11 protein-coding genes and 3 pseudogenes are annotated in these 21,860 nt (G+C 63.0%); 12 read left to right on the top strand and 2 right to left on the bottom strand.

Going from position 1 to position 21,860, the window contains the following annotated elements; translation table 11 throughout:
* Positions 1 to 161 precede the first annotated feature (161 nt).
* From BO1_RS62295 to BO1_RS19680, 3 genes and pseudogenes are all read left to right on the top strand, one after another.
* Positions 162 to 4,301, top strand: a complete 4,140-nt coding sequence (locus tag BO1_RS62295; protein ID WP_156992324.1) for a beta strand repeat-containing protein — start codon at positions 162 to 164, stop codon at positions 4,299 to 4,301.
* 1,314 nt (positions 4,302 to 5,615) lie between these two features.
* A pseudogene (locus BO1_RS62290) lies at positions 5,616 to 9,050 on the top strand (hemagglutinin repeat-containing protein); the annotation flags it as partial.
* 1,424 nt (positions 9,051 to 10,474) lie between these two features.
* Positions 10,475 to 10,975 (top strand): hypothetical protein, encoded by a 501-nt coding sequence (locus BO1_RS19680; protein ID WP_028219020.1) that lies wholly within the window; start codon positions 10,475 to 10,477, stop codon positions 10,973 to 10,975.
* A gap of 53 nt (positions 10,976 to 11,028) precedes the next feature.
* Here the strand turns inward: BO1_RS19680 and BO1_RS61875 are convergent, their stop codons facing one another.
* Positions 11,029 to 11,373, bottom strand: coding sequence for a SymE family type I addiction module toxin (locus tag BO1_RS61875; RefSeq protein ID WP_084688059.1), 345 nt, complete (start codon positions 11,371 to 11,373; stop codon positions 11,029 to 11,031).
* Between BO1_RS61875 and BO1_RS19675 the strand changes: the two are divergent.
* The 3 genes and pseudogenes from BO1_RS19675 to BO1_RS51835 form a co-directional block, all read left to right on the top strand.
* A pseudogene (locus BO1_RS19675) lies at positions 11,329 to 11,592 on the top strand (transposase); the annotation flags it as partial. The gene BO1_RS61875 and the pseudogene BO1_RS19675 sit on opposite strands and share 45 nt — an antisense overlap.
* Before the next feature lie 362 nt (positions 11,593 to 11,954).
* Positions 11,955 to 13,448, top strand: coding sequence for a group II intron reverse transcriptase/maturase (gene ltrA, locus BO1_RS19665; RefSeq protein ID WP_028219084.1), 1,494 nt, complete (start codon positions 11,955 to 11,957; stop codon positions 13,446 to 13,448).
* A 58-nt stretch (positions 13,449 to 13,506) separates the two neighbouring features.
* Positions 13,507 to 14,565 (top strand): annotated as a pseudogene (locus tag BO1_RS51835) (IS5 family transposase); the annotation flags it as partial.
* Positions 14,566 to 14,613: 48 nt separating this feature from the next.
* Here the strand turns inward: BO1_RS51835 and BO1_RS19655 are convergent.
* Positions 14,614 to 16,086 (bottom strand): tetratricopeptide repeat protein, encoded by a 1,473-nt coding sequence (locus tag BO1_RS19655; protein ID WP_043285510.1) that lies wholly within the window; start codon positions 16,084 to 16,086, stop codon positions 14,614 to 14,616.
* A 531-nt stretch (positions 16,087 to 16,617) separates the two neighbouring features.
* Here BO1_RS19655 and BO1_RS57700 point away from each other — a divergent pair.
* The 6 genes from BO1_RS57700 (at position 16,618) to BO1_RS19630 (ending at position 21,531) form a co-directional block, all read left to right on the top strand.
* Positions 16,618 to 16,968 carry an oxidoreductase-like domain-containing protein gene (locus tag BO1_RS57700; RefSeq protein ID WP_084688055.1) on the top strand — a complete coding sequence of 117 codons (351 nt, stop codon included), beginning with the start codon at positions 16,618 to 16,620 and terminating at the stop codon, positions 16,966 to 16,968.
* Between the two features lie 86 nt (positions 16,969 to 17,054).
* Positions 17,055 to 17,921: an NAD-dependent protein deacetylase gene (locus BO1_RS19650; protein WP_028219017.1), complete on the top strand. Its 867-nt coding sequence runs from the start codon at positions 17,055 to 17,057 to the stop codon at positions 17,919 to 17,921.
* 113 nt (positions 17,922 to 18,034) lie between these two features.
* Positions 18,035 to 18,652, top strand: coding sequence for a pyridoxamine 5'-phosphate oxidase family protein (locus BO1_RS19645; protein ID WP_028219016.1), 618 nt, complete (start codon positions 18,035 to 18,037; stop codon positions 18,650 to 18,652).
* 30 nt (positions 18,653 to 18,682) lie between these two features.
* The gene (locus BO1_RS19640) at positions 18,683 to 19,321 is read left to right on the top strand and encodes a DUF938 domain-containing protein (protein WP_043285508.1); all 639 of its coding nucleotides are present in this window, start codon (positions 18,683 to 18,685) and stop codon (positions 19,319 to 19,321) included.
* A gap of 245 nt (positions 19,322 to 19,566) precedes the next feature.
* Complete coding sequence (gndA, locus tag BO1_RS19635) at positions 19,567 to 20,976, top strand: NADP-dependent phosphogluconate dehydrogenase (protein WP_028219014.1); 1,410 nt, start codon at positions 19,567 to 19,569, stop codon at positions 20,974 to 20,976.
* A 225-nt stretch (positions 20,977 to 21,201) separates the two neighbouring features.
* A complete protein-coding gene (locus tag BO1_RS19630) occupies positions 21,202 to 21,531 on the top strand; it encodes a DUF4148 domain-containing protein (RefSeq protein WP_028219013.1) in 330 nt (109 codons plus the stop codon).
* Positions 21,532 to 21,860: the final 329 nt, after the last annotated feature.

The following is a 21,860-nucleotide window of genomic DNA, read 5'->3' as shown; positions in this document are numbered from 1 at the left end:
ATGGGCGTTGTAAGCGCGCCACGGATACAGCCATCACGCTTTGAATCGTTTGAGATAAATCTGGAGTCGCTGCTGCATGAGCGGCTTTGACAATATTTGACGAGTTTTGAGATTACCCCGCCGTCAGGCTTGCGTAATAAACGCTACGCGGGGTTAAGTCGGTGAATCAAAACTACAGGCTGGTATACAGCCGTCTGCGCGGGATGTTCGTGGCCGTGGAAGAGACGGCGAGCGCAAGCGGGAAGGGGGGGCGGGGTGAAACGGTTGTGACGGCAACCGTCGCGGCGGCGCTGCTCGCGGGCGTGCCGCTCGGGGCCTTCGCGCAGATCGTCCCGTCCGGCGCAAACGCGCCGAAGGTGCAGCAGACCGCCAACGGTCTGCCTCAAGTCGACATCAATCGACCGGGCGGCGCTGGCGTATCGATGAATACGTACAGCCAGTTCGACGTGCAGAGGAACGGCGCGATCCTCAACAACTCGCCGACCCTCGTCCAGACGCAGCAGGCGGGCTACATCAACGGCAACCCGAACTTTGCGCCGGGCCAGTCCGCCAGAGTCATCGTCAACCAGGTCAATAGCCCGAATCCCTCGCAGTTCAATGGGGCGCTCGAAGTTGCAGGCCAGCGGGCGACCGTCGTCATCGCCAATCCGTCGGGCTTGTCGGTGAACGGCGGCTCCTTTATCAATACCTCGCGCGCGGTCCTGACAACCGGCGTGCCGCTCATCGACGCAAACGGCGCACTCACCGGCTATAACGTCACGGGCGGCAACATCGCCGTGCAGGGCCAGGGCTTCAACGGCTCGAACGTCGATCAGGTGGACTTGATCACGCGAGCCGTGCAGGTCAATGCGGCGATCTATGCGAACACCCTGAACGTCATCGCGGGTGCGAACAACGTCAACCACGACACGCTCGCGGCCACGCCCATCGCGGGCAACGGCGTCCCTTCGCCCGTCTCGATTGACGTCAGCCAGCTGGGAGGGATGTACGCCGGGAGAATCCTGCTCGTGAGCAACGAGCACGGGGTGGGGGTCGGCAATGCCGGAACGCTCGCGGCACAGTCGGGCGACCTGACCTTGCAGGCGGACGGCAAGCTCGTGCTCTCGGGCAGGACCAGCGCGAGCGGCAATGTGGCGCTCAACGCCTCGCAGGGCATCGAGAACACCGGCACCACGTACGCACAGCAGGCGCTCTCGGCCAACACGGCAGGAACACTGGTCAACAGCGGCACACTGGCCGCGCAGCAGGCCGTGAATGTGGGCGCGGGTGCTGTGTCATCGACGGGATCGCTCGCTTCGGGCGTGGACAGCAACGGCAACGTCACGCAGCGAGCCAACCTGAACTTGACCGCCGCGGGCGCGCTGACCGCCACCGGCCAGAACGTATCGGGCGGCGACGCGAACCTCTCGGGCAGCAGCGTGAATCTCGCGGGCAGCGAGACGGCGGCCAACGGCAATCTGTCGATGACGGCGAACGCAGGCGACCTGAATCTCGCGGGTGCGACGACGAGCGCCGGGGGCGCGGTGACGGCAAACGCTGCGGGTACGCTTTTGAACGACCGCGGCACGCTAACCGGCGGCAATAGCGTGACGCTCAGCGCGGGTAACCTGTCGAACCAGGGCGGCGCAGTCTCCGCACATGGGCCGCTCGTCGCGCAGGTAGCCGGGCAGATTGCGAACCAGGGGGGCACGTTCGTCTCGCAGGGCGCGATGCAGGTGCGCGGCGGCGCCATCGCCAACTACCAGGGGACGATGCAGAGTGCTGCCGGTCTCTCGGTGTCAGGGGCGTCGCTCGACAATACGGGCGGTCATATCCTCTCGCTGAACGGCGACGGTCTGAACCTGGGGCTGACCGGAACGCTGCTCAATGGCATGGGCGGCGTAATCGGTGGTAACGGCAACATCAGTGCGAGCGCCTACTCGTTCACGAACGCCGGGCAGATCTCGGCGCTTTCCAACGCGGTATTGCAGGCGTGGAACCTCGCCAACAGCGGGCAGATTACCGCGGGCGGTTCGCTCACGGCGAACGCGACTGGCGCACTGAACAACGCTGGCGGCACGCTCTCGAGTACGTTGACAACCGCTAGCGGCGCGTCCATCGACAACACGAAGGGCGAGATCGACGGGGCCACGGTCGCCGTCTCGACGCCGGGTAACCTCGTGAACGAAGGCGGCAAGATTACGCAGACGGGCTCGGGGGCGATGAGCGTTGCGGTATCGGGTACGCTCGACAACTCGGCGGGCGGCACGCTCGAGACCAATAGCACGGACCTTACGCTCGCGCCTGGCACGCTAGTCAACGACCACGGCACGATCACGCACGCCGGTAGCGGCACGCTCGCTATAAACGCGGGCGGTGGCGCGGGATCACTCTCGAACGCTGGCGGCACCATCCAGAGCAACGGGCAGGTTGTGGCGCAGGCCGGTGCGCTCGACAACGCATCGGGTTCGATCATCGGGCAGAACGGTCTTGCGGCAACGGTTGGCGGCGCGTTCAACAACACGAACGGCAACGTGGTCTCGAATACCGGCCTGAGCCTTGCCACCGGCACGCTGAACAATGATGGCGGCAAGATTGGCGCGGGTTCGAACGTGACGGTCCACAGCGGATCGATGACCAATCATGGCGGTTCGATCGTCGCGCCTGATCTCGCCCTCACAATCGGCTCGACGCTCGATAACAGCGGTGGCGACATCGAGGCGAACCAGATCGCACTGGCCGCGACGAACGTGCTGAACCACGGCGGCGTGATTACGCAGTACGGCACGTCGGCGATGGGCTTCAATGTCAGCGGCACGTTCGACAATTCGAACGGTGGCATGCTCCAGGCCAACAGTACGGACCTCACGCTCGCGTCCGGCTCGCTCGACAACGATGGTGGCACGATCACGCACGCCGGCAACGGTAAACTGACGATCAACGCGGGTGGCGGCGCAGGATCGCTCTCGAACGCCGGCGGCACGATCCAGAGCAACGGGCAGGTCGTGGCCCAGGCCGGAACGCTCAATAACGCGGCCGGTTCGGTCATCGGCCAGAAGGGTCTTGCGGCGACGGTCGGTGGCGCGCTCGACAATAGCAACGGCAAGCTGCTCTCGAACACGGACCTGAACCTCGCCAGCGGCATGCTGAACAATGATGGCGGCCAGGTTGGCGCGGGCTCGAACGTAGCGATCCATAGCGGCTCGCTGACGAACCATGACGGCTCGATCGTCGCACCGAACCTCACGGTAGCGGCAAGCGGCACGCTCGACAACAGCGGCGGCGATATCGAGGCGAACCAGCTTGCACTGGCCGCGGCGAACGTACTGAACCGCGGCGGCGTGATTACGCAGTACGACACGTCGGCGATGGGCTTCAATGTCAGCGGCACGTTCGACAACTCGAACGGTGGCACGCTCCAGGCCAACAGCACGGACCTCACGCTTGCCCCGGGTTCACTCGTCAATGACGGCGGCACGATTACGCACGCCGGTCACGGCACGATGACGATCGATGCAGACAGCGGCGCGGGATCGCTCTCGAACGCTGGCGGCACAATCCAGAGCAACGGGCAGATCGTGGCGCAGGCCGGTGCGCTCAACAACGCGGCGGGTTCAATCATCGGCCAGAACGGCTTGACGGCTACGGTCGGCGGCGCGCTGAACAACACCAGCGGCAAGCTGCTATCGAATACGGACCTGAGCCTCGTCAGCGGCATGCTGAACAACGATGGCGGCCAGATCGGCGCGGGCTCGGACGAAACCATTCACAGCGGCTCGCTCACGAACAACGGCGGCTCGATCGTCGCGCCGAATCTGGCGCTCATGATTGACTCCACGCTCGACAACAGCAGTGGCGATATCGAGGCGAACCAGCTTGTGTTGAGCGCGACGGACCTGATCAATCATGGCGGTGCAATTACACAGTATGGCACCCCCACGATGGGGTTCAACGTCAGCGGCACATTCGACAACTCGAACGGCGGTGCGCTTCAGACCAACAGCACTGACCTTACTCTCGCGCCGGGTGCGCTCATCAATGACGGTGGCACGATCCTCGACGCCGGAACGGGCACGCTGACGATCGCACCAGGCAGTGGTGCGGGCACCTTCTCGAACGTGGGCGGCAAGATCATTGCCGCCGGCCAGATCGCGGCGTGGGCCGGGACCCTGAACAACGCGAATGGCGTACTCGCCGCACAGGGGAACATTGCGGCTAACGTGTCGGGCGACGTGAACAATACGCAGGGCGCGATACGCTCGCTCTCGTCCTTGACGCTCGCGAGCGGCGGCGCGCTCACGAACACGAACGGACAGATCTAGTCCGGCACGGGTACGGCGGACGAAACGAGCACACTCGTCGTTCAGGCCGCGTCCGTCGACAATACGGACGGCCTCATCAGTGACCTCGGCAGCGGCGATGCGACCGTGCAGGGTGGCAGTCAGACCGTCAACCGAGGTGGCGTGATTACTGGCAACGGGAATGTCACCGTCAATACCTCTGCATTCCTGAATATGCAGGGCGGCCAGTTGAGCGGCGCGAACGTCACGGTGCGAGGCGATACCGTCGACAACAGCAGTGGCCAGATTGGCAACCTGACCGGCTCGAACGGTGACGTCGCGATTACGACGACCGGTGCGGTCACGAACACGAGCGGGCAGATCGGCGCGACACATGACCTGTCCGTCAATGCGGCGGCACTCACGGGCGGCGGCGCATACAGCGCGGCCAACGACGTCGCGGTGAGCGTCCAGGGCGATTTCGCGCCCACGCCGGATCTGCAGTTCGCCGCCGGCCACGATCTCACCTTTACGCTGCCCGGCACGTTCAGCAATGGCGCGCTGCTGGAGGCGGTGAACAACCTCGGCATCAACGCGGGCGATATCGAAAACAGTGGCACGATGATGGCGGGCGGCACGCTCACCACGCACTCGAACACGCTGGAGAATACGGGCGTGATAGTGGGGGGCAGCGTCTCGCTCAATGCCACGCAATCGATCACGAATCTCGGGCCGACCGCGCTGATTGGCGCAACGGACAGCAACGGGACGCTCGAGCTGCTCGCGGCCGATATCGAGAACCGCGACGACACCACGATGACCGATACGCAGGCGAGCACCGCGATCTACGGTCTGGGTAACGTGGTGCTGGCGGGCGGCAAGGATGCAAACGGCAACTACACCCGCGCCAACCTGATCCGTAACCAGTCGGGGCTGATCGAATCGGCGGGCGACATGAAGCTCGACGCCGCCCAGGTGACGAACACGCGGACGGCTGTGACCACGACCGGCTTGACGCAGCCGGTCGATCCGGCGCTGCTGGAGCAGCTTGGCATCAGCATGTCGGGGTGTACGGCCATTGTCGCGGCGGCATGCGATCCAGGTCATCCCTATGTCGGCTGGGTCTTGACCGGCGATCCCAATGCCATCGGTGGCGTTTTCACTACGCCGCCACACGGCGGCCAGTGGAACAGCGGCTACCAGTACACGACCTACACGGGCGTGGCGGTGGCGAACCTGATCGCGTCGATCAGTCCGCAGGCTCAGATCATTGCCGGCGGCAACCTGGACGCCACGAACGTGGGCCTGTTCCAGAACTACTGGAGCGCGGTCGCGTCAGTCGGCAACATCACGGCACCGGTCACGCTCGACCAGAACAGCTGGCAGGGACAAACCGCGCCCGAAGTTCAGGTGACGTATTCCGGCTACTACCACTACACGAACTACGACCACAGCATTGCGGACTGGACCCTCCCGTTCGGCGACGCGCCGTTCATCGGCTCGCGGCCCGGTGGCTACACGCAGGCGGCGCCGGCCGATATCCGCGATTACGGGCTTCCGGGGTATGAATCGACCTTTGTGGCGGGCGGCACGCTTTCCGGCACCGGCATCAGTATCGACAACACGGCCGGCAATGCGGGCATTCCGTCACTCGGTCTCGCCCCCGGCCAGGCGCTCTCCGGAGTGGTGATCAGCGGGCCGGGCGGCAGCGCGAGCGGTACGACGACGGGAGGGACGTCCTCGATCCAGGGCAGCGCGAGCGGCACGAATACGGGCGGCGCCTCCTCAGTCCAGGGCAATGCGGGTGGCACGAGCGCCGGGACGGCCACGGTCGGCGGCGGCTCGGGCATGGTCAACCCGGTCATTGCCAGCGCGACGGCGCAGAACGTCCTGCAAAACCTCACGATCCCGCAGGGCGGCCTGTTCCGTCCTGTGAGCACTCCGGGGGCCGATTACCTGATCGAGACGAATCCGGCCTTCACGAACCAGAAGACGTTCATTTCGAGCGACTACTACCTCCAGCAGATCGGCCTGAATCCGCAGACCACCGAAAAGCGCCTTGGCGATGGCTTCTACGAGCAGCAGCTCGTGCGCAACCAGATCACGTCGCTCACCGGCAAGGCGGTGCTCGGCCCGTACACCGACACCCAGGCGATGTACCAGGCGCTGCTCGCCGCGGGCGCATCGCTCGCGCAATCGCTCAATCTGCCATTTGGCGTGGGCCTGTCGGCCGAGCAGGTGGCGGCGCTCACGAGCAACGTCGTCATCATGCAGACCGAGATCGTCGACGGGCAGTCCGTGCTGGTGCCGGTCGTCTATCTCGCGAAGGCCAGCCAGCAGAACATGAACGGGCCGCTGATCGCGGCGACCGACATCGATCTCAAGAACGCGCAGGTCTTCACGAACAGCGGCACGGTGCAGGCGGGCAACACGCTGTCGATCGACGGCAAGTCCATCGACAACGCGTTCGGCGCGCTGCAAAGCGGCGGACTGATGTCGCTGACGACCAGCGGCAATATCGACCTGACGTCGGCCAGCGTGAGGGCCGGCAGCCTCGCGCTGAACGCGGGCGGGGACCTGATACTCAATACCGCCGCGAAGAGCGTCGACCAGATCAGCGCGACAGGCGCGACGCGGACCATGACCACGCTCGGCTCCCTCGCGAGCGTGAATGTGGCGGGCGACGCCGCAATCGTGACGGGCGGCAACTTCGAGCAGCACGCGGGCAGCCTGAACGTGGGCGGCAACCTGGGCATGGCCGTGGGTGGCAACTGGGATCTGGGCACGGTGCAGACCGGCGAGCAGAAGGTGGTCGAGCGCGCGAACGGGGTGTCGAACACGAACATCAACCAGGTGACGGGCAGTTCGGTGACCGTTGGCGGCGTGTCGCAGATCGGCGTGGGCGGCGACCTGACGGCGACGGGCGCGAAGCTCAACCTGGGCGGTGGTGGCACGCTCGCGGCGAACGGCAACGTGACGCTCGAGGCGGCGAAGGCCACCTCGACCATCGACAGCAACAGTTCGGGTAGCGACAGCCACGGCAGTTATTCGGACTCGCTGCACCGGTCCGACGACACGCTTACGGCGACCACGCTGAATGCAGGCAATTCGCTCACCGTGGTGTCGGGCAAGGATATCAACGTTACGGGCAGCGCGATCAGTCTCGACAAGGGAACGGCGACGCTGGCGGCAACGGGTAATGTGAATATTGGGGCGGCTAGCGAAACGCATGTCGATAATTCGCAGGAGCAGCATAGCCACAGCAATGTGGTGAGCGGCAAGGAGGTGTCGAGCTCGCGCGATACCACGACGACCCTCTCGCAGGGCAGCCTGGTTTCGGCCGATGCCGTGTCGATTGCGAGCGGCAACGACATCAACGTGGCGGGCAGCACCATCGTCGGCACGAACGATGTTGCGCTCAGCGCAGCGCATGACGTGAACATCACCACGACGCAGGACACCATGCAGTCGTCGGGCACGTATCAGGAAAAGTCGACGGGGCTTGGCACGAGCGGCCTGACGGTGACGGTTGGCAGCAACAAGCTTGCGACGACCGACCGGCAATCGAGCGTCACGAACAATGCGAGCACGGTTGGGTCGATTGACGGCAATCTTTCGATTCAGGCGGGGAACAACCTGCATGTCACGGGTAGTGATCTTGTGGCGGGCGGTAATGTCACGGGCACTGCGGCGAACGTGATCATTGATGCGGCGACCGATACGGCGCATCAGGCGCAGACGCAGAAGACGAGCAGCAGCGGACTGACGATTGGTCTCGCAGGCAGCATGGGCAATGCAATCAACAACGCGTATTCGGAGGGGCAAGCCGTTGGCCGCTCGGTGGACAGCGGCAATGACCGTGCGGGCGCCCTGCACGCCATTGCGGCGGCGGGCGATGCGACGCTCGCGGGCATCGGGGCGAAGAACGCCATCACCGGCAAGGGCAAGCCGGATATCGGTGTGCAGGTCAGCGTGGGCTCGAGCCAAAGTCAGAGCCAGTCGTCGGAAGACCAGACGATCAACCGCGGTTCGAACGTGCAGGCTGGCGGTACGGCCACGTTCGTGGCAACCCAGGGTGACCTGACGGTTGCCGGTTCGAATGTCAGCGCAAACGACGTGGTGCTGGCGGCGAAGAATCAGGTCGACATAAGAAACGCGACGGATACTGATCAAACCCGCAGTTCGAACAGCAGCAGTAGTGCGAGCGTGGGTGTGCAGTGGACGACGGGCGGTGGGTTTGGTGTGTCGGCGGCGATGAGCAACGCGCACGGAGATGCGAACAGCGATGCGCAGATGCAGAACGCGTCGCATGTGAACGCGGCGAACAGCGCGACGATCATAAGCGGTGGCGACACGAACATTACGGGTTCGCAAATAGCCGGAAAACAGGTGACGGCCGATGTTGGCGGTAACCTGAATATCAGCTCGATTCAGGATACGACCACGAGCGCGGCGCATCAGAGCAGCGCAGGCGGTGGGTTCTCGATCAGCCAGTACGGCGGAGCGAATGCGAGCGTGACGGCGCAGAAGGGTCACGCGGACGGCGATTACGCACAGGTGGGCGAACAGGCGGGGATTTACGCGGGCGACGGTGGCTTTAACGTCAACGTGAAGGGGAACACGGGGCTGACGGGAGCGGTGATATCGAGCACGGCGGATGCGGAAAAGAACAGCCTGACGACGGGCACGCTGACGTTCAGCGATATCGGGAACAAGAGCCACTACAGCGCGAACAGCATGGGCGGGTCGTATGGGCTGTCGCCTGGCGCTGTGTCGGACAAGGCGGTGGGTCCTGCGTCGGTGCCGGGAAGTGGTGGCGTGGTGCCGATGATGGCGCAGAACGACAGTGGGGACCAGAGCGCCACCACGCGTAGCGCCATCAGTGCCGGGACGATCAGCCTCACGGACCCGACGCACCAGACGCAGGACATCTCCACCCTGAGCCGGGATACGACGGACACGAACGGGCAGGTGTCGAAGACGCCGGACGTGAACGCCATCCTGAACCAGCAGGCGGACACGATGGCGGCGGCGCAGGCGGCGGGTCAGGTGGTGGCGCAGGGGATTGGGGCGTATGCGGACAAGAAGCGCGACGATGCGCTGGATGCGGCGAAAACGGCGAAGGACGCGGGCGACATGGACGCCTACAACGCGGCGATGGCTGATGCGAAGTCGTGGGATGAGGGAGGGACGAACCGCACGGAGCTGCATATTGCGGGTGGCGCGCTGATTGGTGGTCTTGGTGGTGGCGGGATTGGATCGGCGGCGGCCGGAGCGGCGGGCGCTGGGGTGGCGTCGGCGTTTGCGGGCAAGCTGAACGGTCTGGCCGACGATATTGGTGGTGCGACCGGTTCGATGACGGCCGGAAATATAGCGGCGAACGTACTGGCGGGGCTGGGTGGTGCGCTGGTTGGAGGCGGAGCGGGTGCGGCGGCGGCGTCGAATGCGGACCTGTATAACCGGAGCTCTGGCAATGCCAGCGGCCAGGGCGGCACGGGCAGCCAGTTGCTCGACAGCGTGACGGGCTGGTTCGCGGATACTTACGGTCATCCGGTTGATGACGTGATGCGATGGGCCGGGCAGTTCGGTTCGCAGGCGGCAGCCGATGCAAACGCCAAGATCGCGCAACCGCATTCGGATCAGGTAGCCCAGGGTATTGCGAACGGTGCAAACGCCGTTGTTGGCATAGGAGGCGGCAAGCCGCCGGCGGCGAGTCCGGGAGCGGTGCTGGTTGATTCGGCGGTGGGCCAGGCAACGGACGCGGGCATGTCGTCCAGCAGTTCGGTGGCGGGGTATGGGCCGGGTAATGCGACGTTCGCTGACGGTGGTGGTGACCGCCCGTCACCGCGCCAGTCGGAAAATGATGTGGGTTCGGACCTTGGTCCGGGGCACGATCCGCAAGTGAGCTACAAGGACGGCAAGCAGGTGTCCTATGGCACCTCAGGCAGTGTGCGGCCGGACTTCGTGGCGCAGGATGGAAGCTCGAGCTTCGAGGTTAAGAACTACAATATCGCTACGAATTCGAGCGGATTGGTTGATAACGTTGCGAAGCAGGTGATTCAGCGCCAAGCCAACTTGCCTGATGGAATGCAGCAGCAGGTGGTGATTGATACGCGTGGTCAGGTGGTGACAGATGCGCAGAAAATATCCATCATCCAAGGCATTGTGCAGAAGTCCAATGGGATTATTAGTCCTACATCCATAAGGTTTAAGTGATGAGAAAGATTGGATTTGATGGAGGGCATTCGATATATGAACTCGGACCCGCACCAGATGTTGCGTTGTTCTTCGACTGCCTGAATGCATACACGGAAGAGGCCAACCACGAGCAAGACTGGAGCCTGCTGACGGATCGCCTATACCGGCGCTACCTTCGCTGGGAGGAGTTGGGGCCCGCATTGGCGATGATGGATCAAGTGCGAGAGATATTTGCAAAACGGCCAGCCAAGACATCGGTTGAGTGGGACGCGGCAATGCTTGCGAACCCGGAGAAAAGCTGGCTGAATCCTGAGCAGTCGACATTGGCTGATGTGTTCAGCAAGTACTTCGAGAACTTCGCGGGCGCCTGCGGTTCTGCGAAGTCATTCTTCGATGCTTTTAATATTTACCAGCCGGTTCGAGTGGTGATCTCCGACCTTGCCGGCTTTGCACGGGACAAGAACAAGCCGCTCGCGGAGTATGACGCTTTGGAGGGCAAGCCATTCTGGCTCCGGTAGTGCCATGAACAATAAACCCAGCTTCGAGCTGGGTTTATTGTTTGCAGCGCACTTCAATCGTGCGTGATGACGAGCCTGCCGTGGTGGACCTCGATCCTCACGCGCTGCCCGGCTGCAAAGCCTGCAAGCTCAAGCCACCGTCCCAAGAGCTTGATCCACGGATAAAGCGGTGGCTCGCTGCGGGCGCGCGCATTGATGCGCCGGTATCGCCGCGACTGCTGGATGCTAACTGGTCGGGTCTGAAAAATTCGAAGAGCCCTGTGCGGCAAGGGTTTAGAGCGGAAAGTTGTTGATGGATTTGCAGGATCCTGGCAGATTATGGGTGGTTTCCTGCAAATTCTGTCGAGGTCTGGATGGGTCCGAAGACAGCGGTGAGCGAAGGCGATTTGTTCCGGCATCCTCTGCGCGAGCAGATCAACCTGAAGCATCCGCTGGTGCGTCTGGCCGATCTGATCAACTGGGATGGATTGAATGCGTCGATGAGCGCGAGCTTCGTCTCACACAAAGGTCGGCCGGCCACATCACCGAGGCTGATTGCTGGTTTGTTGTATCTCCAGCATGCGTTCGATCTGTCGGACGAGGAAGTGGTCTGGCAATGGGTGGAGAATCCTTATTGGGTGCGCCGGGAGACCGGCAAGGCGTAGGTGGTGAGAGTCCACTACGATGAAGGCATAGCGAGCCACATCGCCCCCGAGCCGTGCGCGGGCATCCGTGAGGAGGTCAGCGAAGCGTCGGCAGGGGAATGTGTAGGCCAGCCATGGAGCCACGAAATGGTTTATATCCCGGATGCCGACGCGCTCCAGTACGTGGAAGGCAATACGAGCGGGCGCGACATCGCGAGTGCCTGCCGATCCGGCGTGGTCGCAGAACCTGGCATGCACGCAAGCGCCTTGCACGGGAACCGGGAGATCTCACGTCTGACCTGGCGTTGTAGCGGTATTAGCCAGGCCCGCGTCGGGAAGGTGAGGAGCCGAAGCCGATGATGTACGGACGTGAGAAGTCAGACTCCGCCGTAGTAGCGAAGAAGCCTGCGAACAAGGTCGGGAAACCGGCTGCGGAGTGGGTGGAGCCAAGGGCGGGGACCGAGGGAAACGCGAACCAGAATCACACGCGCCGGGCGCAGAACCGGGGAAGCGTGTCACAGGGACTGGATCGCGTACGGCAGTTGGCGAGACAGCATAAGAAGATGCGTTTCACGACGTTGCTGCACCACGTCACAGTCGAGCGGCTGAGCGCTGCGTTCTATGCGCTCAAACGTAAGGCGGCGCCGGGAGTTGATGGCATGACGTGGCAAAGCTATGAAGCGGGACTGGAGAGCAATCTCCGGGACCTGCACAGGCGGGTTCACACAGGGAGCTACCGTGCCCTGCCAGTGCTGCGCCGTTATATTCCCAAGGGCGACGGAGGTCTCAGGCCGTTGGGTATAGCTGCACTGGAAGACAAGCTTGTGCAGAGCGTAATGATTGATGTTCTGAACGCCATTTATGAGGAAGACTTCCTCGGCTTCTCGTACGGGTTTCGCCCGGGTCGTAACCAGCATGATGCGCTCGACGCATTGGCTGCCGCGATTCAGTGGCGACCGGTGAACTGGATTCTGGACGCCGACATTCGAAGCTTTTTCGACACCGTCAACAGGCAATGGTTGATCCGTTTCGTAAAGCATCGGGTGGCGGACCCGAGAGTCATTCGCCTGATCGGCAAATGGCTTGATGCTGGGGTGCTGGACAATGGCAGGCTGATGTCCGTACAGGCCGGTACGCCCCAGGGTTCAGTGATCTCCCCATTACTCGCCAACATCTATCTGCACTATGTCTTTGATTTGTGGATAGAGCGTTGGCGGCGTCAGCGGGCCCGCGGCACGGTGATTGTGTCGCGGTACGCGGACGATACGGTAGTGGGCTTCCAGTACGAAGCAGATGCGCTGCTGCCGATGAAGGAACTGCGGCAACGCATGGAGGAATTCGACCTCACGCTGCACCCGGAGAAGACCCGTCTGCTCGAGTTTGGTCGGTATGCAGCCGAGCGGCGAAGGCGTAAGGGCATGGGCAAGCCGGAGACGTTTGCTTATCTGGGTTTCACCCACATAAGTGGAACGTCACTCAACGGCAGTTTCCAGCTCAAGCGCAAGAGCCGCAAGGACCGGCTGCGCGCGAAGCTCAAGCAGGTCAAGGAGCAAATGCGCCTGCGTATGCACGAGCCGATCGCCTCACAAGGGCGCTGGCTGGCGCAGATCGTTCGGGGCTACTTTGCGTACCATGCCGTTCCGACCAATATCCGGTCGCTGCGTGCGTTCAGGCACGGCATTATGAACATCTGGCGGCGGACGCTCCGGCGTCGCAGTCAGAAGGACACGATGACGTGGCAGCGTATTCAGCGTCTGGCAGACGAGTGGTTGCCTCAACCGCAGATTCTTCATGCCTGGCCAGATCACCGATTTGCCGTCAATCACCCGAGGTGGGAGCCGAATGCCTGAATTGGGCACGTTCGGATCTAAGCGGGGGGTATCGGGTAACTGGTATTCCTACCGCAATCAGGTCTTCACTGGCGAAACATTTTTGCAGACTGAGCCGCCGATTGATCCGTCGAGCCTGACCTGCTGGCGCAAGCGTCTGGGCGAAGCCGGAGTAGAAGAACTGCTGGCCGAGACGATCGAAGCGGCGAAGCGCGCCGGCGTGATCAAGGCCTCAAGTGCAAAACGCGTAATCGTTGACACGACGGTCATGCAAAAGGCGATCGCCCATCCAACCGATTCGCGCCTGCTTGAGCGGTGTCGCGAACATCTGGTGAAGGCCGCGGCACGGCACGGATTGAAGCTGCGGCAGAATTACAATCGCGAGGCGCCGCACCTGGCGCGTCAAATTGGCCGCTACGCGCATGCGAAGCAGTACAAGCGCATGAAAAAGGCGCTTCGCACGTTGCGCTCGCGCGTCGGGCGGGTGATGCGTGATGTGGAGCGCCAGCTTGATTCAGTCGCCAACACTGAGCGCATCGCGCTGCAGGAGTTGATCGGTCGCACGAAGCGGATCCTGTCGCAAAAGCAGAAGGACAAAAACAAGCTGTACGCACTGTATGCGCCAGAAGTCGAATGTTTGGCGAAAGGCAAGGCTCGCACACCCTACGAATTCGGTGTGAAAGTGTCGATCACGACGACCCACAAGGAAGGGCTTGTGGTTGGCGCCCGCTCGATGCCGGGTAACCCATACGACGGTCACACGCTGGCTGAAGCGTTGGAGCAGGCGGCGATCCTGAGCGATGTGAAGCCTGAAGTCGCCATCGTGGATCGCGGTTACAAGGGTGTCGCTGTCGAGGGAGTGAAGATCTATCACCCGGGATTGCGGCGCGGTATCACGCGCCAGCTGCGCGCAATGATCCGGCGACGAAGCGCAATCGAGCCTGCCATTGGCCACATGAAGACGGACGGTAAACTCGATCGAAACTGGCTCAAAGGCGCGCTCGGTGATGCGATTCACGCTGTGCTGTGTGGTGCCGGCCACAACCTGCGCATGATCCTCAGAAAGCTGCGGCTTTTTTGCGCCCTTGTTCTGTTGGCTTTGCTCAACCGCTCGACCACTGTCGTCTTCAAGGTATGACGGCTAGCGCCGCGCAAAACGAATTATTCAGGCCGGACTAACTGGCGCTCACCGATGCTTTTCGGTAGCAGTAGTGATCTGTCGCAGCCCGTGCGTGGCAAGTTTGCGCTCAACGAAGTCGAATGGGCAGATTTGAAGTGCGATGCGAAAATTTTCGGCTGCCTGGTCCGGTAGATCGTGTGCCAGGTATTTTTCACCGACATACGCCGCGGCCTCGCAATCGCGCTCATTTTGCTTCTGCGGATCACCCCACAACGCAGCGCGCTTCATTTGTCGCTCGTCCAGCCGGCCAATCGAATACTCCATCAACGGATAGGGCCACACGTCACGGTTGTACAGGCGCGCCATCGCAGCCGACATGTATTCCCTGTCGTCAACCCCTTGGCGTTGCATGACAATGTGGCGCCACAAGAGGATGTACTGCACATTCTTGTCGGAATCCACTTTCCCCTTTGTCGCCAGCCACAGATCTGCATCACTTGCAGCAGCGCCATAATCTCCGAGATAAAACCATAGTCGCATCCGCTGATTCAGAAGGCGAGGGGAGTCCGGATTTAGTTGCGCCGCCGTTTCAAAATCTGCACGAGCCTGCTCATCACGCCCCAAGTCCATCAGGATGTTTGCACGGTCGATGTACAACTCGGGATCCTGACGTGGCGTCAGCAGAATCCTGTCCATCTCGTCGAGCGCGGCCTCGTACTGTCCCATTTGTTCCAGTACCGCCGAGCGCCCATCGCGTATATCAACATCGTCCGGATCCAGTTGTACTGCGCGGGAGTAGTCATGAAAGCTGGCGACCAGATCACCCTGTTCGCGCTCGAGCCGACCCCGCGTCGCGTACAGCGCAGCGCTATCAGGTGCAAGTGCGAGTGCGGCGTTAATACTGGCCCTAGCATTTGCCTCGCGGTTGACCTGACCATATAACCATGCTGCGGTCTTGTAAGACGCGATAGCGTCTTCCCGATTCGCGGCGGCCCTCAGGCTGGCTAGCTTCACGTAATTGTCTGCGGCTTTGCCATACTCTTGCTGGTCGTAGTAGATGAGGCCGCGCCCAAGAAAAGCGTCCATCAAACTTGAGTCGATCGCAAGAGCCGCGTTGAAATCTGCTAAAGCACGCGCATAGTCGTGCAGTTTGAAGAACGCGACCCCACGTTGAGACAAAACGCCGGCGTCGTGTGGCCGGAGTTCCAGCGCTGAAGTGTAATCGTTCACCGCTTTATCGTATTCATGAAGCCGAAACTCAACGTTACCTCGGGAAACCATGCCCGCTGCAGCATCGCCTTTCTTCGCTATCGCTTGGTCGAGGTACTGGCGCGCATCCGAGTATTGGCCCAGCGCGGTGGCTTGGCACTCGAATTTGAAATCCTTTGCGCTCTGACACTCTGGAGCAACTGCGCTCCCCAACAAGGCGCGTTGCACATTCTGTTTCGCGGCAGTACCCGTGTCCCCAGGCAACAGAGCGGCATTCGCAAAATAGCTGGCAGTCAACGTGGCAAGCACGCACAGGCAGGATTGTTTCAAGCGAGATATCTTCATGCAGGTAGACCGGGTTTTCAGCGGATACGTTGGACCGGTGGGAAAAGCGGGCGGCTTTGTCCAGACCGTTCAGGGCGGCGGACGTAGAGGCGAGTCGCTTTATCTCACAACTGCGAGCTCTCGTGCCCCTGAGCGGAGAGCGCCTGCAATCTAGCATTGCAGTAACTGTTCTCGTCCCAAAAACACGCATATCTCAGCCGCGAGACTTCGATGTTCCGCAGCGCATCGATAAAGCGTGTGAGGGATCCGACGGATCCAAAACCTCTCGCGCGGGACCTGAAGACGGTCAAAGCTGTCCTTGTCTAAACGCCGGACTGCAAACTCGTTTCGAAGGGCTCGGTGCGCATCTACATCTCGACACAAGTCGAAGAGCGCGGTCCTGCAGAAGCCCGTGGCGCCCGGCCAGCGGCGCGACTGCATCGCGTGTGGCCAGATCAACACCGCCGCGCCACCGCACGCGCGTTCTCATGCTCCCGTATACTGAACGCGCCAAACCGCCACAACGTCCGCGCCTCCATGTCTTTGCCCCCACGTCCCGAGGACGACCCGCGTCCCTTGCCGCCCGAGCGGCCCAGTAACGAAGACTGCTGCCAGAGCGGTTGCAGTCCCTGCATCTTCGATCTCTACGACGAAGAGGTGGACCGCTGGCGCGCCGCCTTAACGGCTTGGGAAACTCGCGAGGCCGCGCGCCAGGCGGCGGCTGCGCAGGGTCACGAGAAGGGCCACAAGCAAGCCTCGGCAGCGAAGGCACCGGCGAGCGGAGCCGCCAGGACGAAGACGCACGGATCGGGTCAACCCGCCGGATCCACCAAAGCGAAAGCACATGCCGGAACATCCACGAAGCGCCCCGCCGAAACACCCGGATAGCGCCTGAAATTGCGCGCCATCGCGCCAGCAATACCGCCATCGTCAACATCGACGACCTTCGTACCCCGAATCCCCACCGCCCCGTCATGTCCGATCCCGCCTTGCCCCTCGCCGCCACCCAACCCGACCCTGCCGCGCTCGACGCGCTGCACGCATTCGCCGAACGCCATCCGCGCCTCTTCCTACTGACCGGCGCCGGCATCAGCACAGACTCGGGCATTCCCGGCTACCGCGACGAAAACGGCACCTGGAAGCGCTCGCCGCCCATCACGCTGCAGGAATTCCTCGGATCCGAAAGCGCGCGGCGGCGCTACTGGGCGCGCAGCATGATCGGCTGGCCGACGGTCGGCCTCGCGCAGCCCAACGGCGCGCATCGCGCGCTCGCGCAGCTCGGCGCGGCGCAGCGCGTAGGAGCGCTCGTCACGCAAAACGTCGACGGTCTGCATCAGCGTGCGGGCAGCCCCGATGTCATCGAGCTGCACGGCAGCATCGGCCACGTGCACTGCCTCGACTGCGGCGCGCAATACACGCGCGCGTCGCTGCAGCCGCGTCTCGAAGCGGGCAACCCTGCGCTCGCGGGCGCGAACGCCGAGCCCGCCGCCGATGGCGACGCGCACCTCGACTTCGACGGCGAGCAGGCCTTCGAGATTCCTGCCTGCGAGTCGTGCGGCGGCACGCTCAAGCCGTCGGTGGTGTTCTTCGGCGAGAACGTGCCACGCGAGCGCGTGGCGGCGGCCTCGACGGCGCTCGACGAAGCGGATGCGGTGCTGGTAGTCGGCTCGTCGCTGATGGTGTATTCGGGGTACCGCTTCTGCGCCTGGGCGCAGCAGCGTGGCAAGCCCGTGGCGGCGATCAACCTCGGCAAGACGCGCGCCGATCCGCTGCTCGCGCTCAAAGTGGCGGCGCCGTGCGCGGCCACGCTCGAAGCACTGGCCGCGCGCCTTTCGGCGTGAGGCAGCGCAAGCGCCGCGATTTCGGGCAACCCGCCACGTCACCGATCACGAAGCACCAACGAATCCGCAACGCACCAACAACGAAGCCCTAACGTAACCCCAAGGAAAACCCCATGCCGAACACGACCGCCGAGCTCGAAGCGCACTACGGTGCGCCGAACGAGCGCTCGCTGCGCAAGGAAATCGATTACGTGAACGCGGATTACCGCCGCTTCATCGAGCTTTCGCCGTTCGTGGTGCTCGCGACGGGTGGCCCCGAAGGTCTCGACTGCTCGCCGCGCGGCGACGCGCCCGGCTTCGTGCGCATCCTCGACTCGCGCACGCTCGCGTTGCCCGACCGTCCCGGCAACAACCGCGTCGACAGCCTGCACAACGTAGTGGCCGCGCCGCAAATCGGCCTGCTATTCATGGTGCCTGGCGTGGGCGAAACGCTGCGCGTGAACGGCCGCGCGCGCGTGAGCCTCGATCCCGAACTGCTCGCGAGCTTCGCCGTGGACGGCAAGCCGCCGCGCTCGGTGCTGCTGATCGAGGTGCAAAGCGTGTATTTCCACTGCGCGAAGGCGATCGCGCGCTCGAACCTCTGGGACCCGGCGCGCCACGTCGAGCGCTCGCAGCTGCCGAGCGCGGGCGAGATGCTGAAGCGAGTCAACACGGAGCAATACGGCGAGACCTTCGACGTCGAACGCTACGAGGCCGACCTCGCCGAGCGCATGAAAAAGAGCCTGTACTGACCGATCCACGCGACTCAAACCCACGACACGATGAACGATCCCCAAGACCCGGATATCCACCGCCTCACGGCGCCCGCCGCCGCGCGCAATGCGGCGCCGATCCTCGAGGTGCTGCGCGGCGCGCTGCCCGCGCGCGGCACGGTGCTGGAGATCGCGAGCGGCACGGGCCAGCACGCCGCGCATTTCGCGGCGGCGCTGCCCGGCATCGAGTGGCAGCCGAGCGATGCCGACCCGCGCGCCCGCGCGTCCATTGCCGCGTGGCGTGCCCACACGGGCTTTGCGAACCTGCGCGAGCCGCTCGATCTCGACGTGCGCCGCGAGCCCTGGCCGGTGGCCGCCGTGGACGCCATCGTCTGCATCAACATGATTCACATCGCGCCCTGGGAGGCGGCTGTTGCATTGATGAAAGGTGCGGGCGCGCGCATTGCTGCAGGCGGTGCACTGGTCCTCTATGGTCCGTACCGGCGCGGCGGCGCGCATACGGCCCCCTCGAATGAGGCCTTCGACGCCGATTTGCGCGCGCGCGACCCGGCGTGGGGCGTGCGCGATCTGGAAGCAGTCGAGGCGCTCGCGCAGGCCGAAGGCTTCGTCTGCGAGGCGGTCGTGCCGATGCCGGCCAACAATTTCAGCGTGGTTTTTCGCAAGCAGCCAGCGGCGGCTGGCGAGTAAGCGATAATCGCGGCCCTCGAGGAGGTGCGGGGGAGACCAGGGAAGTAGACGCAAGCGCGCAATAATGCGCGCATGGAAACGAACACGCGGGCGAACTCCGGTTGCCGCCGGGGTCCGCCACAAGCCGGTGCGCGCAAAATGTACGCTGCGGCACGCCGCGAGAACGTTTCCCTTATCCTTGCACGATCGATGCCGCGCGCGTAGCCGCGCGGCATTGCCCCAATCGATTGAAGTGGAGATTCAACATGAGCAAACAGGCAATCGGCGTGGTGGGTCTGGCCGTGATGGGGCGCAATCTCGCGCTCAACATCGAAAGCCGCGGCCATGCGGTGTCGGTGTTCAACCGCACGCGCGAGAAAACCGATGAGCTGATCGCTGAGTATCCCGAGCGCAAGCTCGTGCCGACGTACACGCTCGAAGAGTTCGTCGAGTCGCTCGAGAAGCCGCGCCGTATCCTGATGATGGTGAAGGCGGGCGAGCCCACCGATGCCACCATCGCGGCGCTCAAGCCGCTGCTGGATCAGGGCGACATCCTGATCGACGGGGGCAACACGCACTTCACCGACACCATCCGCCGCAATCAGGAGCTCGCGAAGGCGGGCCTGCACTTCATCGGCACGGGCGTTTCGGGTGGCGAGGAAGGCGCGCTCAAGGGCCCCTCGATCATGCCGGGCGGCCCGCGCGATGCTTACGATCTGGTTGCGCCGATCCTCACCGAGATCGCCGCGAAGGCGCCGGATGGCGAGCCGTGCGTCGCCTACATGGGTCCGGACGGCGCGGGCCACTACGTGAAGATGGTCCACAACGGCATCGAGTACGGCGACATGCAACTGATCGCCGAAAGCTACGCGGTGCTCAAGCAGGTGCTCGGCCTCTCGAACGACGAGCTGGGCCAGGTCTACACCGAGTGGAATCAGGGCGAGCTCGACAGCTACCTGATCGAGATCACCTCGAAGATCTTCGCCAAGAAGGACGAGGAGACGGGCAAGTATCTCGTCGACGTGATTCTCGACCGCGCCGCGCAGAAGGGCACCGGCAAGTGGACGAGCCAGAACGCGCTCGATCTGGGCGCGCCGCTGCCGCTCATCACCGAGGCCGTGTTCGCACGCGTGCTCTCATCGCTCAAGACGCAGCGCGTGGCGGCAAGCAAGGTGCTCGCGGGCCCGGACGCCAAGCCGTTCGCGGGCGATCGCAAGGCGTTCATCGAAGCGGTGCGCCGTGCGCTGTACTTCTCGAAGGTGATCTCGTACGCGCAGGGCTTCGCGCAGCTGCGCGCGGCCTCGGACGAGTACAAGTGGGATCTCCAGTACGGCACGATCGCCAAGATCTTCCGCGCGGGCTGCATCATCCGCGCGCGCTTCCTGCAGAAGATCACGGACGCCTATGCAAAGAACCCACAGCTCGACAATCTGCTGCTCGATCCCTACTTCCGCGACATCGCTGCGGACTATCAGGCCGCGCTGCGCGAAGTGGTGATCCAGGCGGTGAGCGCGGGCGTGCCGGTGCCGGCATTCTCGTCGGCGATCGCGTATTTCGATGGCTATCGCTCGGAGCGCGTGCCCGCGAACCTCGTGCAGGCGCAGCGCGACTTCTTCGGCGCGCACACCTTCGAGCGCATCGACAAGCCGGGCAGCTTCCACGCTGACTGGTCGTAAGACGCGCACGAAGTTAGTGCTTACTGCGGCGCTCGACCGCATTGCAGTTACAGGTCGAGCTCGAATAAAAAGGGGAACCACCGAGTTCCCCTTTTTTTATTACCCGTTTTGCAACGATCTATTGCGTAATTAGGGTTTTCCCTGGTCAGGGTTAACGCCTAGACTTTCATCAAGCGCTAACGAACACCGAGTTCGAAGCGGACATAAACAGATGGAGGTCGGATCATGAAGAAGCTCTTCCCCGCAGTTATCGTGGCCGCAGCACTCGCTATCCCGGCCGTTTCGTTTGCCCAGTCGAGCCAGCAAGGCCTGACCCGCGCCCAGGTGCGCGCAGAGCTCGTCCAGCTCGAGCAGGCGGGTTACAACCCGTCGGGCGATGATTTGAATTATCCGCAGAACATTCAGGCCGCACAGGCTCGCGTGACCCAGGAAAAGCTGGCGAACGGCGATACGAGCGGTTATGGCGCGCCGGCTGTTGGCACGTCGCAGTCGGGTGCACCGGTGCTGCAGCCGCAGCAAGTGGCCCCGTCGCAATCGGTCTATTTCGGCCACTAAGCCGCGCAGTGGCCGCTGGTTGAAGCGAAGTCGCATCGAGCGGCTCCGCGCCTGTGGCGGTTGGAAGTCGTTGTGAGTAGTGGGTAGTGGAAGTTGCAGTTGGCTGTGCGCAGTAGACGTTGCAGTGGTTGTTGCTTTGCGCAGTAGGTGGTGGCAGTACGCAGTCGGTTGAAACGGTTGTAGTGAGCAGTTGAAGGTGCAGTAAGCAAAGCGGTTGTAGCTGGCAGTTGCAGTGCGCAGTAGAAGTTGCAGTGGTTGTTGCTTTATGCAGTAGGCAGTTGCAGTACGCAGTCGGTAGTAGAAGTTGCGGTACGCAGTAGAAGGTGCAT

The sequence above is a fragment of the Paraburkholderia oxyphila NBRC 105797 genome, from assembly GCF_000685075.1.
Classification (GTDB): Bacteria; Pseudomonadota; Gammaproteobacteria; order Burkholderiales; family Burkholderiaceae; genus Paraburkholderia; species Paraburkholderia oxyphila.
Note: the sequence above shows the minus strand (reverse complement) of the source record. Positions and strands in the feature narration are given on the sequence as shown.

Coding starts and splice junctions, on each gene's coding strand:
- BO1_RS19680 (WP_028219020.1), top strand. CDS start 10,475: ATGAGAAAGATTGGATTTGATGGAGGGCATTCGATATATGAACTCGGA.
- BO1_RS61875 (WP_084688059.1), bottom strand. CDS start 11,373: ATGCCGGAACAAATCGCCTTCGCTCACCGCTGTCTTCGGACCCATCCA.
- ltrA (WP_028219084.1), top strand. CDS start 11,955: ATGATGTACGGACGTGAGAAGTCAGACTCCGCCGTAGTAGCGAAGAAG.
- BO1_RS57700 (WP_084688055.1), top strand. CDS start 16,618: ATGTCTTTGCCCCCACGTCCCGAGGACGACCCGCGTCCCTTGCCGCCC.
- BO1_RS19650 (WP_028219017.1), top strand. CDS start 17,055: ATGTCCGATCCCGCCTTGCCCCTCGCCGCCACCCAACCCGACCCTGCC.
- BO1_RS19645 (WP_028219016.1), top strand. CDS start 18,035: ATGCCGAACACGACCGCCGAGCTCGAAGCGCACTACGGTGCGCCGAAC.
- BO1_RS19640 (WP_043285508.1), top strand. CDS start 18,683: ATGAACGATCCCCAAGACCCGGATATCCACCGCCTCACGGCGCCCGCC.
- gndA (WP_028219014.1), top strand. CDS start 19,567: ATGAGCAAACAGGCAATCGGCGTGGTGGGTCTGGCCGTGATGGGGCGC.
- BO1_RS19630 (WP_028219013.1), top strand. CDS start 21,202: ATGAAGAAGCTCTTCCCCGCAGTTATCGTGGCCGCAGCACTCGCTATC.